The sequence below is a fragment of the Moraxella lacunata genome, from assembly GCF_002027545.1.
Classification (GTDB): domain Bacteria; phylum Pseudomonadota; class Gammaproteobacteria; order Pseudomonadales; family Moraxellaceae; genus Moraxella; species Moraxella lacunata.
The window spans coordinates 35647-49641 of sequence record NZ_MXAN01000009.1; the positions used below are offsets into that span (position 1 = coordinate 35647).

The following is a 13995-nucleotide window of genomic DNA, read 5'->3' on the forward strand; positions in this document are numbered from 1 at the left end:
GGGTATATTTAATTGGTTTGGTTTATGGTATTAGGGAAAATGTGGCTCGCCCCTACATTCATATTTTCAAATAGAAAAACATTTATTTGGCAAAATCTGATTTGGCAAGCTCATCACGCATTTTGTCAATGACCACCTTATAATCATCTTTACCAAAAATCGCCGACCCCGCCACGAACATGTCCACGCCAGCATCCGCAATCGCACGGATATTATCAGGATTGACACCGCCGTCAATCTCCAAGCGAATGTCAAGCCCACGCTCATCTATCATACGGCGAACCGCTCGCACTTTGTCAAGCGTGCCGTCAATGAACTTTTGTCCGCCAAAGCCAGGGTTTACGCTCATAATCAAAATCTGGTCAAGTTTGTCAATGGTATAATCTAGGTAGTGTAGGGGCGTGGCAGGGTTAAACACCAGTCCACATTTAACACCGCCATCCTTGATAAGCTGTAAACTTCTGTCAATATGCTCCGATGCCTCTGGGTGGAACGTGATAATATCCGCCCCTGCCTTGATAAATTCTTCAATCATTCTATCGACAGGCTTTACCATAAGATGCACATCAATCGGAGCGGTAATGCCATAATCTTTTAAGGCACGGCAGACCATCGCTCCAAAAGTCAAATTTGGTACATAGTGGTTGTCCATGACATCAAAATGCACCACGTCCGCCCCTGCGTCTAACACGGCTTTTGTGTCATCGCCCAAACGGGCAAAATCGGCTGATAAAATGGACGGAGCGATAAGAAATTGTTTTTCGGGTAGAATTTTCATATTAGATAATAAAAGTTAAAATTTGGCTTATAATATCAGATTTTTGCTTATTTTAAAAATAAAAAACAAGCCAAAACATCTGCTTTGACTTGTCTTAAACATTTTGCCATGATTATTTTTGCTGATAGGCTAGCTTCACACCTGCGATAAAGCCATCATTATCATCAAATTCGCCCGCTTTTACACCATTAGGCAACTGAGCGGTAGCATCACCAAATTTCAGGTATTTGCCACCCACCGATACCGACCATTCTGGGGTAATATTATATTTCGCCCCAAGCCCTAAGCTGTAATAGCCTTTGATAGGTCCAAGTGTACTAACTGGATTGCCCGCCCCACTATCGTAACCCAGATTACCAGAGACAGATACTTTGTCAGAGAGTTTCTTACCCAAACCGACTTCTGCCGACCATTGATCTTTCTCATAGCGTACAATAGGCAAGCCATTTGGATAAAGAACAGGGTTGCTACCTTTGATTGTTTCGCTATATTGTGGCGGCGTGATATTAAAATCAGACCATGGAACATAACGCACTTTAGCGGTCAGCAATGTCGTTGGATTGATACCGGTTTGAAAATCTAAGTTCCATGATTCAGGCAGGGTTGCTTTAAAATTCTGAGAACTCTCATAGCCTGTTGCAGGAATGATCTCTGCAATAGAACGCTCATGATCTATCTCTGAGCGATAAGTTAACGCTGCTTTTAAGGCGATTTCTGGTTTGCTATAAGCAACGCCAGCCACCTAGCCATAACCCATGTCCGCCCCGATGTTGGCATCATAGCCTGTCATCGGTCCATAGGCAGCACCACGTAAATGCACCTCGCCTGTCAGACGTTGCATCTGTGGGCCGCCATAGATTTGCAAATTTTTATTTTCACCCAATTTGGCACCGAGCAATAATGTGGCGTTTTGGGTGCGAATCTCTACGTTGGTGCCTTGACCGTCAGTTGCTTCTGCATGTGCAGCCGCCGCTCTTAATCGGTCAGTAATGAGTTTGGTTTGTGCTGAATTTGAATTGCTCTCTAAGATTGATGCTACTGCCCGAGCACGCTCTGGTGATTTAACACTGTCTAAAACTGGCTTAATTGCTCTTCTATAAGTAAAGCTATCATTTAATTGTGCTTTTGTACCCTGATTGATGGCTTGGGCAAAAATCGTTGCTGTTGTATTTTTATCTGCCACAAAATTACTATTACCCTGATACTCTACCGCCGCACCCCACGGTTCATCATAGAGTACGCCCACACTAAACGTGTCATTAATGTCTGCTTTGACACCAAAACGCCCAAAATCATAGGCTTCGGCGATGTCAGAGATTGAGTTACCAGATGTGTCCTTACCCGAGATATCTGCATCAATATAAGTATAGACCACTTCGCCATAAGTGCCATCTTGTAAAAATGCTGTAACGTCCTGCCCTGAACGGTCAAGACCTGCTGCACTTGCCACGCTAACTGCACTGATGGATGCAATCGCTACTGCTAAGTGTTTGTAGTTAAACATAGAACCACTCCGATTTATTACCATAAAATTTCCGTATGTCGCACATACACCTAGAAATCCTGCCAAAACATCCATACAACTGTTTTTACAACCGTATAACAAACGTTTTAACAAATGTTTCATTGCTACATATTAAAACAAAATAACTCATAAAGCAATAGCAAAAACCGCACAAAAACCCCATTTTTTGGCATTTCATCAAAAATTTGTAAATATGGATAAATGATTACAAATAATAATTATTATTATAAATTAAATACTGTTTTTTGTTTTATCCACTCAATAATGCGGTGGTCTGTCTGCGAGTAAATCAAACGGAGCAATGCCGTCATCATCACGACTTTCCAAGAATTTATACAAAAGTTTTAATTGGTCTTGTAAGTCTTTTAAGGCTCTGTCCTGCTGGGCAATAACGTCATTTAGCGTATCCACTGTATTTTCAAGATAGGCGATTTTGATTTGCAAATCGGTAATATCAGCGTGGGTGTCGGTCATTTTATTTTCCCCTTTAAGGTGTAAATTTGCTATAATTGGCACATTTTATCATTGAAAAGCAGGTAGTGGTATAAAAAGTATGCCAAACTAGGTTTTCCGTTCGCCCTGAGCCATGCCTGCGGGTAGGAAAACCGTCATGGGCAGGCATAGCTCACCACGAACGGTTTTCTTTATAGCATACTTTTTGAACCAGAACCAAAAATCCGTATTGAAAATAAATTATGGCACTCATTCATCTAAAAAATATCTCTCTTGCCTTTGGCGTTGCCCCTGTCTTAGACCACGTTAATTTTAGCCTTGATGTGGGCGAGCGGGTGTGTCTGATTGGGCGAAATGGCGAAGGTAAATCCACACTCTTTAAGCTCATTGACGGCACACAAAGCCCCGATGACGGCGAGATTATCATTGCTGACGGCATTAAGATTGCCATGCTTGCCCAAGACGTGCCAAGCGATGACGGCACCTTGCTTGACATCGTCATGAATGGCGATGAAAAAGTGGCAACCCTGCTCCGCCAATACCACGACCTATCGGACAAATGTGGGGCGGGCGACATGACCGCCTGCGAGCGTATGACGGACGTACAACATGAGATTGACGCCCTGCACGGCTGGGAGCTAGAACGCAACGCTCGCACCTTACTTGACAACATGGGGTTAAACCCCACCGACCGCCTTGCCGACTTATCGGGCGGACGAAAAAGACGGGTTTTGCTTGCTCGGACGTTGGTGGTTAAGCCTGATGTATTGCTACTTGATGAGCCGACCAACCATTTGGACGTAGAGAGCATTGACTGGCTAGAAAATTACCTTTTAGGGCAAAATTTGACCGTACTATTTATCACGCACGACCGCAAATTTGTGGATAATCTTGCCACTCGCATTGTGGAGCTAGACCGTGGCAAACTCTCCACTTATGACGTAACCCAAGGGGTTAAGGGCTATGCTCGTTATCAAGAATTAAAGGAGTTGGAGCTTGAAAGCGAAGCCAAATCCTTTGCCGAATTTGACAAAAAACTTGCCCAAGAAGAAGTGTGGATTCGCCAAGGCATTAAGGCAAGGCGTACTCGTAACGAAGGGCGTGTGCGTGCATTAAAGGCACTGCGTGAAGAGCGAAAACAACGCCGTGATGTGGTCGGCAGTGTCTCACTCACCCAAAACACGTCCGAAAAATCAGGCAAAATCGTCTGTGAAGTCAAGGACTTAACCCTACAATATGACGGTAAAATACTGGTAAAAAACTTCTCAACCCTACTCATGCGTGGCGATAAAGTTGGTATCATCGGTAATAATGGCGTGGGCAAAACCACCCTAATCCGCACCGTGCTTGGGCTTGATGATTCTGCCAAAGTGGGCGGTACGGTCAAGCTTGGCACAAATCTAAACATCGCCTTTTTTGACCAATTAAAAGACCAATTAGACTTTGATAAATCCGTTGCCGAAAACGTCTCCGAAGGCTCGGATTATGTGGACGTGGGCGGAAGACGAACGCACATTTTGGGGTATTTGCAGGACTTTTTATTTACGCCAAACCGTGCCAGAACGCCTGTCAAAGCCCTATCAGGGGGCGAAAAAGCCCGTGTTCTGCTTGCCAAAAACTTGCTAAAACCTGCCAACGTCCTTGTGCTTGATGAGCCGACCAACGACCTTGACATGGCAACGCTTGAACTGTTGGAAGAGTTTGTCGCAGGATTTGACGGCACGATTTTGCTCATCAGCCACGACCGCACCTTTATGGACAACGTGGTAACGCAGACTTGGGTATTTGGCACGGACAAGGACGGTCATGGCGTGATTGATGAATATGTGGGCGGTTATCAAGATTATCTCACCCAAAAAGCACGGAGCGAACCAACCAAGCCCAAAGCGGATAAAGTTGAAAAATCAGAAACAGTCAAAGCTGACAAACCAAAATCCGACACGCCCAAAGCTGAACAAAAACGCAAACTCTCCTATAAAGAACAACGTGAATTAGAAAGCCTACCCAATGAAATTGCCGACCTTGAAAGCGAGCAAAGCGAGCTAAATGACAAACTGGCGGACGGCTCTCTGTTTGTCAGTGATTTGGCATTGGCGACTAAATACAGCGAACGACTTGGGGAGATTGATGAACTGCTTATGGAGAAGTTGGAGCGTTGGGACGAATTGGAAAATTTAGTAAAGTAAATACAGGCAAAAACAATGAGTGATAAAAACTGCTGTGGGGGAAATTGCCACACCGACAACCAAACCCCACAATCAAATAACCCACAAATTGACATTAAAAAAATGCCCGATTTGACCGCCACGCACAAACAAACAAGCATGGCGGACAAAGCCCCTTTTGAGTGGGAATTTTTATTGCCAAAATATTGGGGAATTTGGTTTGCCTTGATGATATTTTTACCGCTCATTTATTTGCCCTTGCGTATCCAATTTTGGCTTGGCAGAAAAATTGGCGAACTGGCGTATGCACTCATCAAAAGACGGGTAAAAGATACGCTGACCAATCTAACTTTGGCATTCCCCAATAAAAGCGATGATGAAAAAGTGTTAATCGCCAAACAGGTTTTTGTCAATCAAGGCATTGGCATTTTTGAAACGCTAAACGCATGGTTTCGCCCCAATGTCTTTAAACGCACGTTTAGCATTTCAGGATTACAGCATTTAATCACCGCCCAAAAAGAAAATAAAGCCGTGATATTATTGGGCGGGCATTTTACGACATTGGATTTGGGTGGGCGGTTATGTACGCAGTTTTTCCCTGCTGATTGTATGTACCGCAAACAAAACAATCCGCTTTTGGAATGGTTTATTTATAATGGTCGCCGTCATATTTTTGATGAGCAAATCAATAGCCGTGATATGAAAAAACTCATCAGTCGAATTAAAGACGGCAAAGTGATATGGTATAGCCCTGACCAAGATTTTGGTTTGGAGCATGGGGTCATGGCGACATTTTTTGGCGTGCCGTCTGCAACCATTACCGCCCAAAGACGATTTGCCAGCATGAATAAAAAAAATCCGCCTGTGTTTATTGCTTTTGATATGATTCGCCAAACGCCTGACAATATCCCCAAAGGCAAACGCCCCCATTATCATATCAGCCTATCGCCTGTGATTGACAATTACCCCAGTGATAATGAAGTGGCGGACGCCCAGCGTATTAACGACATCATGGAGCAAAGTATCAAAAAAGACATTGCCCAATGGATGTGGTTTCATCGGCGGTTTAAAACACAGGCGGACGGGACGGATTATTATGGGTGAGTTTTAAAAAATTGAAAAAGAATGATATTTGGGCGAATGTGATTCGCCCCTACGTCTTTTTATGGTAAATTTTTAAAATAAAAAATCACGACTTTAAACTTGTTAAAAATTTATTTAATTCATGATAATCAAAATTTTCATCAAATAAAATTTCGCATTCTTGAATTGCAGGCTGATTTCTTTCATTTAAAAAATCATCATCTATATAAATATTTTCAAAAACATCATGGCAATCAATGGCTTTATTATCGATATTTTTAGCCAAACATTTAGCATTATTCATATTTAAATCATCTAATTTAAAAATAAAAGCATTATAATTGGTTCAATAAAAATTGTCAAAATTCCCTTGAATTTGCTATAATACGCCCTTTAATTGAATACATATTAAGGCAAGCCATGACCACCAAACGCATTTTAACAGGCATTACCACCACAGGCATTCCCCATTTGGGTAACTATGTCGGGGCGATTCGTCCTGCCATTCAAGCGGTACAAAATTCCGATGATGACGCTTTTTTCTTTTTGGCGGATTATCATGGGATTATCAAATGTTTTGACCCTGATGAGATTCATCGCTCCACCAAAGCCATTGCCGCCACTTGGATTGCCTGCGGTCTTGACCCCGAGAAAGTTACCTTTTATCGCCAGTCGGACATTCCCGAGATTCCTGAGCTTGCGTGGATTCTAAACTGCTCTTGTGCTAAGGGGCTTATGAACCGAGCCCATGCCTACAAAGCGAGCGTGGATATGAACCTTGCCAAAGAAGACACGGACGCTGATTTTGGTATCAGCATGGGGCTGTTTAGCTATCCTGTGCTAATGAGTGCGGATATTTTGATGTTTAACGCCACGCACGTCCCTGTCGGCAAAGACCAGATTCAGCACATTGAAATGGCACGAGACATTGCAGGGACGTTTAATTTTAAATACAAAGAGCTGTTCACGCTCCCCACTGCCGTAACGGACGAAAACACGCCCCTGCTGACAGGGCTTGACGGTCGCAAAATGAGCAAATCCTATGGCAACACCATTCCGCTATTCGGGGACGGCAATCCCACCATTGACCCACAAAAGGCACTAAAAAAAGCAATCGGGCAAATCGTAACCAACTCCCAAGCTCCCGAAGAACCCAAAAATCCCGATGAGTGTAATATTTTTGAGATTTATAAAGCCTTTGCCACGCCTGATGAGATAAATGCCCTTGCTGAGCATTATAGACGTGGTATCGGTTGGGGCGAAGCTAAGGAGATTTTGTTTAATAAGATTGACGGCGAGATTGCTCCCATGCGTGAAAAATACGCTCATCTTATGGCAAATCCTAAGGAGCTTGAAGAAATTTTGCAAATGGGAGCAGTTAAGGCTCGCCGTGTCGCCCAAAAACAGCTCGATAAAACCAGACGAGCGATTGGGATTAAACCGCTTGCGAAGTTAAAGTAAACAGAAATCATCTAAGTTAGAAATGGATATTTTATGAAAAAAGCAATCGCAGTAGATGGTGCCACCACATCTCATGGTGGTATCATTAAAGCCACCCAAAATAAATCAAGCACCGATGGACGTTACTGGCTAAGAGAGGATGATGGTTTGTTATGTCCCAAATGTGGCGTTTGGTCATCCATCATTCGAAGTAACACATTCATTAACGTTCATGGCAAATATGTTGCCATGGTGGGTGACAAACTAACTTGTGGTGCCGTTATTACCGAGCCTATGCAAAATCTAACATTTGCTGGTGATAACAGTCAAATGATTGATAACAGCTGCTTTAATATCACCGATGACTTAGCAAGTGCTACCAAGCAGTACAAAGAACGCTTTCAACTCATAGATGAGAATACAGGCTTTCCGCTTCGCCAAATCAATTACCGTATTAAATTAGGCGAGAAAATTGTCGCAGTCGGTATCACCGACGATGATGGCTACACCAAAGTCATAGAATGCGATAATATGGAAGAGGTAGAAGTAGAGATAGGCTTGATACACGGGGATGATGATGGAGTTTAAGAGTGCTTATCGTGGTGGGATCATCGGTGGGATGTCAGAACACACCAAGCAGATACAAGTATCAATAATCAGAGAGCTGACATCTGCTGAGATTGCCATGGCAAGGCGTATATTTAAAAACAGTATTAACTATCAGCAGGTAAAAATCTGCCGTGGCAATCCGTTTCATAACCTAACAGGCAATGCCCAAGTACTGGGCAATAACATGACCTTTCCTGCTGATATTTATGATAAATACAGCAAAGGCAATATTGATTTTTCCAATACTAGCGACAAAAATCACCAAGTGTGGTTTATACACGAGATGGTACATATTTGGCAAAATCAGCTGGGCAGCTCCACTCTAAAACATGGTGCTTGTATTTTTGTTGGGGGTAAATACTTTGGCAGTGGTGGTACACAAAATGGTCAAGCTTCTAATAGTGCCAAGGCTTATGATTATGACATCGTCAACGACGGTATAGATTTTCCTGATTATAGCCTAGAACAACAAGCCGAGGTCATCTCGCACTATTTTGACATCCTAAAGTTTGGTCAAAAAGCAAAATTTTATTCTCTAAAAACATATTATGAAAAATGCTTGGCTTATTTCTTAAAAAATCCAAATGAACCTTTGTTATTACCCAAAAACATCAAATGGACAGAATGTTTTGATATCATAAAATAGGAAATGCTTTTATGAAAAAATCACTGTTAATGATACTGGTATTGATGAGTACCATACTGACCGCCTGCGATGGACCTGAGTATGGCGGTGTGCTAATTACACTAAAAAACAATCAACCTTGTTTTTACTTGTATGACGAAAAAGATAATAATCAAAAAGCAGACAATTATCATTTTTTTCTCGCCAATCTCAATCCATTTGTGGATATTGAAAAAGAAGGGCAAGATACTTATTTTACTGGCGACCTACCCATATTAAAAAGCCCTGAAAACTGTTTTATGTTTTCAGACTTTAGCTATAGACTAAATGATATTTATGTTGTATCTAGCAGGGAATATAATGCCAACTCCTACTTTTGCCTAGTAGAAAATAATGGCAAATTACAAATCAATCAAGCAGAGTATGTGCGTGATTCACAAGGCTATTTTACACAAATATGCACTGATAAAGCATACAGCAACCATCGTGGTTTTTGGTGGCGATTGAAACGTTGGCTTTTTTAATGCATTTCATCCAGTAGGAATGTTCTTATGAAAAAATCACCACTAATGACATTGGTATTGATGAGTGCCATGCTTACCGCCTGTAGCAATGGAGAACCCAACGATGGTGGCGTGCTAATTACACTAAAAGACAATCAGCCTTGTTTTTATTTATATGACGAAAAATATAATGATGAAAAAACGTACAATTATCATCTGCTTCTTGAGAATAGCGAACCATCTGTAAATAATGAAAAAGAAGGACAAGATACTTATTTTACTGGCGACTTACCTATATTAAAAAGCCCTGACAGTTGTTTTATGTTTTCAGACTTTAAATATCGGCTAAATGACATTTATGTCGTATCTAGCAGTAAATACAGTGCCAGTGCTTACTTTTGTTTAACAGAACACAATAGCAAATTACAAATCAATCAAGCAGAGTATGTGCGTGATTCACAAGGCTATTTTACACAAATATGCACTGATAAAGCATACAGCAACCATCGTGGTTTTTGGTGGCGATTGAAACGTTGGCTTTTTTAATACAGTTGAAGAAAAAATAGAGTATTTATGAAACTGCCACTAATTATCTTATTGGTATTAACAACCATGCTTACTGCCTGCAAGAAAGGGCCTGCAGAAGGTGGGGAGTTGATTATCCTAAAAGATAACAAGCCCTGTTTTTACTTGAATGATGCCAAGTTTGAAACTGAAAAACACAAAATCATTAATTTTTTTAGAAAATATAACTCAAGTGCAAAAATACAACAACATTAGTAATAGAACTTCGTATTCTGGAGTAATACCGATACCAAAAAATCCTGACAACTGCTTTATCTTTCCCCAAGAGTTTGAGTACCGACTAAACGACATTTATTCGATACAAAACTTTAGATACTACACCACATCCAACTTCTGCCTAACAAAAAATAACGGTAAATTACAAGTCAGTGAAGTCATTGGAGTGTCTGATTCACAAGGTATTTTTACAAAAACATGTAGTGATAAAGGATATGGCAACCATCGTGGCTTTTGGTACGAATTAAAACAATTTTTTTGATATATTTTAAATTTATTTAATTATGAACTTCTCTTCTATCCGTATTTTTGATACGCCCGTTTCATCATTGCCCGATGATTTATATATTCCGCCCCAAGCATTTGCGATATGGCTTGAACAATTTGCAGGCCCGCTGGATTTTTTGTTGTATTTGGTCAAAAAGAATAATTTTGATTTGACCGAAACCGCCATTTTGCCGATTACCGAGCAGTATTTGACTTATATCAAAGAGCTTGATGATACTTATTTTGAATTAGCGGGCGATTATCTGCTCATGGCAAGTACGCTCATCGCCATAAAAAGCGAACTTTTGCTCCCCCAACCACAAATCACAGGCGAAGAGCTAAGCCCCAAAGCACGACTCATCAGACGGCTAGAAGAATACGCCCAAATCAAAGAAGCCAGTCGCCGACTAGACAGCCTTATCCGCCTAGAACGTGATGTGTTTTTGGCGTTTGCCAGCCTGCCCAGCAGTGAAGCCATGAAAGCCGAACTGCCAAGCTACTCGCCCCAGATACTCATCAACAGCTTGATTACTATGCAAATCAAGCCCGATTATCAAATGCACCACATCAAGACCGACCCTGTGCCACTGCCTGAGCGTATCGCCAAGATTAGCCTGATGTTAAGCCAACAAGGTTCTGGCACGTTTGCCGAGCTGCTTGATGAAACGCAGGGGCGTGTGGGCGTGGTCGTGAGTTTTGTGGCGGTGCTTGAACTTCTAAAACGGAGGCTGATTGGCTTTGCTGACGGTGATGACGCCCTACTCAAAAGTGAGATAAATGTGGACATCGCCCAGAGTTTTCAGCTTGAAGTCATGGACGCCCCCACGTCCAAAAAAGGCAAGCAAAAAGACCCTTTATTTAACATCAATAACACCGGCTTTGACTTGTCCGAGCAGACTTTATATTGGCTTCATTAATCATTAGGGCGTGTTGAATATTGGTATTTGCAATGAAAANNACGATGAAAAACAAGATTTAGCCGTTTTTCATGCAAAAATTGGTTGAAATTGTCAAATTTTGCCATATCTATAAAAATGTTATCAATGTTCAACACGCCCTAGACAACTGTATGCAAAACAACCAACCCTTATCAACGCTTATACCCAACAGCGATAGCGACAATATCGCTGACGACATCAAAAACACCCACGCCACTGCCACAGCGTTAAGTCGCTATATTGAAGTGCTACTGCACGCCAGCGAGTCGCCTTTGACGGCAGATGATTTAAAAAAGCATTTGATGATAAGCCAAGATGAATTTGACGTGGCACTGGCGGTGCTAGAAGAGCGTTTGTCGCACAGCGTGCTGACCCTTGCCAAGACCGCCAGTGGTTATCGTTTGCAAATCAAGGACTCATACAGTCGCATTATTCATCAGGTATTCCCCGAACGCCAAGAGACCCTAAGCCAAGCCCTGTTAGAGACCCTAAGTGTCATCGCTTATAAACAGCCTGTAACTCGCTCGGACATCGAACATATTCGTGGCGTGAGCGTGTCTAGCCATATCTTACGCCAACTGTTTGATAAGGGTTGGATTATGGAAAAGGGGCATAAAGACGTGTTGGGTCGCCCTGCCCTGTTGCACACCACAAAGGCATTTTTGGACGCATTTGGTTTGACAGATTTAAAAGAATTGCCCGAATTGCCTGATTTGGAAAATTTTAAAGTGGACGGGTAGGGCTGATATTAAAATGACTGATTTTATAATATTGGGTTGTTTATAAAGTATTATCTTAATTTCTTTTAAATCATTTGATTTTAATTTATTTTATTTTATTTTAATTTGGTATTATTAAATTGGGATATGTAGTGGGCGAATTATATTCGCCCAAGTATTTTATTTAAAAATACATTTTAAAAATTGTAAGTATTTAATTAATCATATTTTTAATTATAAAGTTATAACCATTGATATTAAAATTTCCCCAATATTTTTAAAACCCTACCAATAATAATCTCTGCCCTATCTTTTTCTTTTGCGTTTTATCATCATAAATTTAATCATACGCTCGGAGCGGTGAAACCATTTTTCCATATGCACATAACTGATTGCCGAAAGAAAAATAATGGTAATGGGTAGAAGCATTGACCAATAGCCATATTTGGCATAGAGCCACACCGCCACAAAGCCACCGCCAAAAAATCCCCACCATAACGCACTTTGTAGCACCACTTTGGCAAGGCTGACCTTTCGTCCCACAAGCCAATGCCCCACAGTCGCCCCCAAATCAGACGTTACCCCTGTCAAATGCGTGGTACGCACCACTGCCCCATGATAGGTTGCCACCATGGAGTTTTGTAGTCCACACGCCATGGCGATGAGCATTTGCCCGTAGCCGTTGCCCGATAGATACAGCCACAGACTGCCACAGAGCAGGACAAATTCTAGGTACATGGCATAGCCATAATGACGTTTGATGTGTAGCTCACTACCCCCGATAATCATGCCACTTAGCACCGAGCCAAGCCAAAACGAACCCACCGACACGAGCAGTAGCCACAGGTTTTCCCAGTCATGATGAAAAGACGTTACCGCCAGCAGGCTGATGTTGCCCGTAACGTGTGATGCCGAAACGTGGGTAAATCCCATGAGTGCGGTTGTGTTTAAAATGCCAGCACTAAATGCCAACACCACCGCCCCACACAGTACCCAAGTGGGAAGTTGGTTTTGCATGACCGATAAATGAGTGATAACAAACCAATTAGTTTACAAAACTTTGGACAAAAATAAAAGCACACAACACAAGACGTGCTTGATTGTGTGCTGTTAAAATGTTACAAAATTTTACAAACCTTGGGCGTGCCTTACTCGGTATCGTCCGCCACCAGCTCCATAAGCTCACTGCTTAGTCCGACCGTATTAAACCCTGCGTCCACAAACAAAATCTCGCCTGTAATACCGCTCGCCCAAGGCGATAGCAGGAATAAGGCGGTGTTACCCACTTCCATTTGATTGACGTTGCGTTGTAAGGGCGTTACTTTTTCGGTAACGTCCAGCATTTTGCGGAATGACTTGATGCCACTGGCGGCAAGCGTGCGAATGGGGCCTGCACTAATGGCATTGACACGAATGCCTTCTTTGCCCAGCGAGCTTGCCAAATAACGCACCGATGATTCCAAACTGGCTTTGGCAAGTCCCATGACGTTATAATTTGGCAATACAGAAATACTGCCTTCATAAGTCAAAGTAAGTAGTGAGCCTTGACGTTTGGCAAGCAGTTCACGACTGGCTTTGGCAAGTGCCACAAAGCTATAACTGGACACATCATGAGCAATGGCAAAGCCTTCACGGGTCGTGGCGTCTGTAAAATCACCGTCCAACTGCTCGGCAGGGGCAAAACCAATGGCGTGTACCACACCGTTCACGCCGTCGCCCCAAATGCGAGCTACTTCATCAAAGCATTTGGCAATCTCATCGTCCGAGCTAACATCGCAAGGCAACACCGCCACCGCCCCAAAGGTCTCGGCCGCCATGTCTACCCGTTTTTTGATTTTGTCATTGGGGTAAGTCAAAATCAGCTCCGCCCCTTCACGGTGCAAGCATTCGGCAATCGCCCAAGCAATCGACAGCTTACTGGCGATGCCCGTTACCACAAATCGTTGACCTTTTAATAACATCAGTCGCTCCACGCATTTAGTTAAAATTGTTGGCATTATACCACAGATTTTGTCAAATGGGGAAAATTTAGGAACGATTGTAAACTTTTAATTACATCGCCATTTATTTGGATTTGATTAGGGCGTGT

15 protein-coding genes and 1 pseudogene are annotated in these 13995 nt (G+C 42.3%); 10 read left to right on the plus strand and 6 right to left on the minus strand.

Annotated elements, in window-relative coordinates; all coding sequences use genetic code 11:
* Nucleotides 1-82 precede the first annotated feature (82 nt).
* The 3 genes and pseudogenes from rpe to B5J94_RS01945 form a co-directional block, all read right to left on the minus strand.
* Nucleotides 83-778 carry a ribulose-phosphate 3-epimerase gene (rpe, locus tag B5J94_RS01935; protein WP_062500742.1) on the minus strand — a complete coding sequence of 232 codons (696 nt, stop codon included), beginning with the start codon at nucleotides 776-778 and terminating at the stop codon, nucleotides 83-85.
* A gap of 112 nt (nucleotides 779-890) precedes the next feature.
* Nucleotides 891-2282, minus strand: a pseudogene (locus B5J94_RS01940) (hypothetical protein).
* Nucleotides 2283-2561: 279 nt separating this feature from the next.
* Nucleotides 2562-2777, minus strand: a complete 216-nt coding sequence (locus B5J94_RS01945) for a SlyX family protein (protein WP_062500739.1) — start codon at nucleotides 2775-2777, stop codon at nucleotides 2562-2564.
* 221 nt (nucleotides 2778-2998) lie between these two features.
* On the opposite strand from B5J94_RS01945, the gene B5J94_RS01950 reads away from it, so the two are divergent.
* Together B5J94_RS01950 and B5J94_RS01955 are read left to right on the plus strand one after the other, a co-directional pair.
* The gene (locus B5J94_RS01950) at nucleotides 2999-4942 is read left to right on the plus strand and encodes an ATP-binding cassette domain-containing protein (RefSeq protein ID WP_062500701.1); all 1944 of its coding nucleotides are present in this window, start codon (nucleotides 2999-3001) and stop codon (nucleotides 4940-4942) included.
* A gap of 102 nt (nucleotides 4943-5044) precedes the next feature.
* A complete protein-coding gene (locus B5J94_RS01955) occupies nucleotides 5045-6025 on the plus strand; it encodes an LpxL/LpxP family acyltransferase (protein ID WP_228144498.1) in 981 nt (326 codons plus the stop codon).
* Nucleotides 6026-6110: 85 nt separating this feature from the next.
* On the opposite strand, the gene B5J94_RS01960 is transcribed toward B5J94_RS01955, so the two are convergent.
* A complete protein-coding gene (locus B5J94_RS01960; protein ID WP_062500697.1) occupies nucleotides 6111-6308 on the minus strand; it encodes an AbrB/MazE/SpoVT family DNA-binding domain-containing protein in 198 nt (65 codons plus the stop codon).
* A gap of 116 nt (nucleotides 6309-6424) precedes the next feature.
* Here B5J94_RS01960 and trpS point away from each other — a divergent pair, with 116 nt between their 5' ends.
* The 8 genes from trpS (at nucleotide 6425) to scpB (ending at nucleotide 11927) form a co-directional block, all read left to right on the plus strand.
* The gene (trpS, locus tag B5J94_RS01965; protein WP_062500695.1) at nucleotides 6425-7465 is read left to right on the plus strand and encodes a tryptophan--tRNA ligase; all 1041 of its coding nucleotides are present in this window, start codon (nucleotides 6425-6427) and stop codon (nucleotides 7463-7465) included.
* Between the two features lie 33 nt (nucleotides 7466-7498).
* A complete protein-coding gene (locus tag B5J94_RS01970) occupies nucleotides 7499-8032 on the plus strand; it encodes a PAAR domain-containing protein (RefSeq protein WP_062500693.1) in 534 nt (177 codons plus the stop codon).
* A complete protein-coding gene (locus tag B5J94_RS01975; RefSeq protein WP_143821878.1) occupies nucleotides 8022-8699 on the plus strand; it encodes a hypothetical protein in 678 nt (225 codons plus the stop codon). The genes B5J94_RS01970 and B5J94_RS01975 overlap by 11 nt, the downstream gene beginning before the upstream one ends.
* 11 nt (nucleotides 8700-8710) lie before the next feature.
* A complete protein-coding gene (locus B5J94_RS01980) occupies nucleotides 8711-9202 on the plus strand; it encodes an NF045616 family extracytoplasmic (lipo)protein (protein ID WP_062500689.1) in 492 nt (163 codons plus the stop codon).
* 27 nt (nucleotides 9203-9229) lie between these two features.
* The gene (locus B5J94_RS01985) at nucleotides 9230-9727 is read left to right on the plus strand and encodes an NF045616 family extracytoplasmic (lipo)protein (protein ID WP_079363895.1); all 498 of its coding nucleotides are present in this window, start codon (nucleotides 9230-9232) and stop codon (nucleotides 9725-9727) included.
* Nucleotides 9728-9754: 27 nt separating this feature from the next.
* Complete coding sequence (locus B5J94_RS01990) at nucleotides 9755-9961, plus strand: hypothetical protein (protein WP_062501128.1); 207 nt, start codon at nucleotides 9755-9757, stop codon at nucleotides 9959-9961.
* 305 nt (nucleotides 9962-10266) lie between these two features.
* Nucleotides 10267-11166 (plus strand): segregation and condensation protein A, encoded by a 900-nt coding sequence (locus B5J94_RS01995; RefSeq protein ID WP_062501130.1) that lies wholly within the window; start codon nucleotides 10267-10269, stop codon nucleotides 11164-11166.
* Between the two features lie 152 nt (nucleotides 11167-11318).
* Complete coding sequence (scpB, locus tag B5J94_RS02000) at nucleotides 11319-11927, plus strand: SMC-Scp complex subunit ScpB (protein WP_079363899.1); 609 nt, start codon at nucleotides 11319-11321, stop codon at nucleotides 11925-11927.
* Nucleotides 11928-12212: 285 nt separating this feature from the next.
* Here the strand turns inward: scpB and B5J94_RS02005 are convergent, their stop codons facing one another.
* Complete coding sequence (locus tag B5J94_RS02005) at nucleotides 12213-12923, minus strand: YoaK family protein (protein ID WP_062501131.1); 711 nt, start codon at nucleotides 12921-12923, stop codon at nucleotides 12213-12215.
* A gap of 131 nt (nucleotides 12924-13054) precedes the next feature.
* The gene (locus tag B5J94_RS02010) at nucleotides 13055-13867 is read right to left on the minus strand and encodes an enoyl-ACP reductase FabI (RefSeq protein ID WP_062501133.1); all 813 of its coding nucleotides are present in this window, start codon (nucleotides 13865-13867) and stop codon (nucleotides 13055-13057) included.
* Nucleotides 13868-13995: the final 128 nt, after the last annotated feature.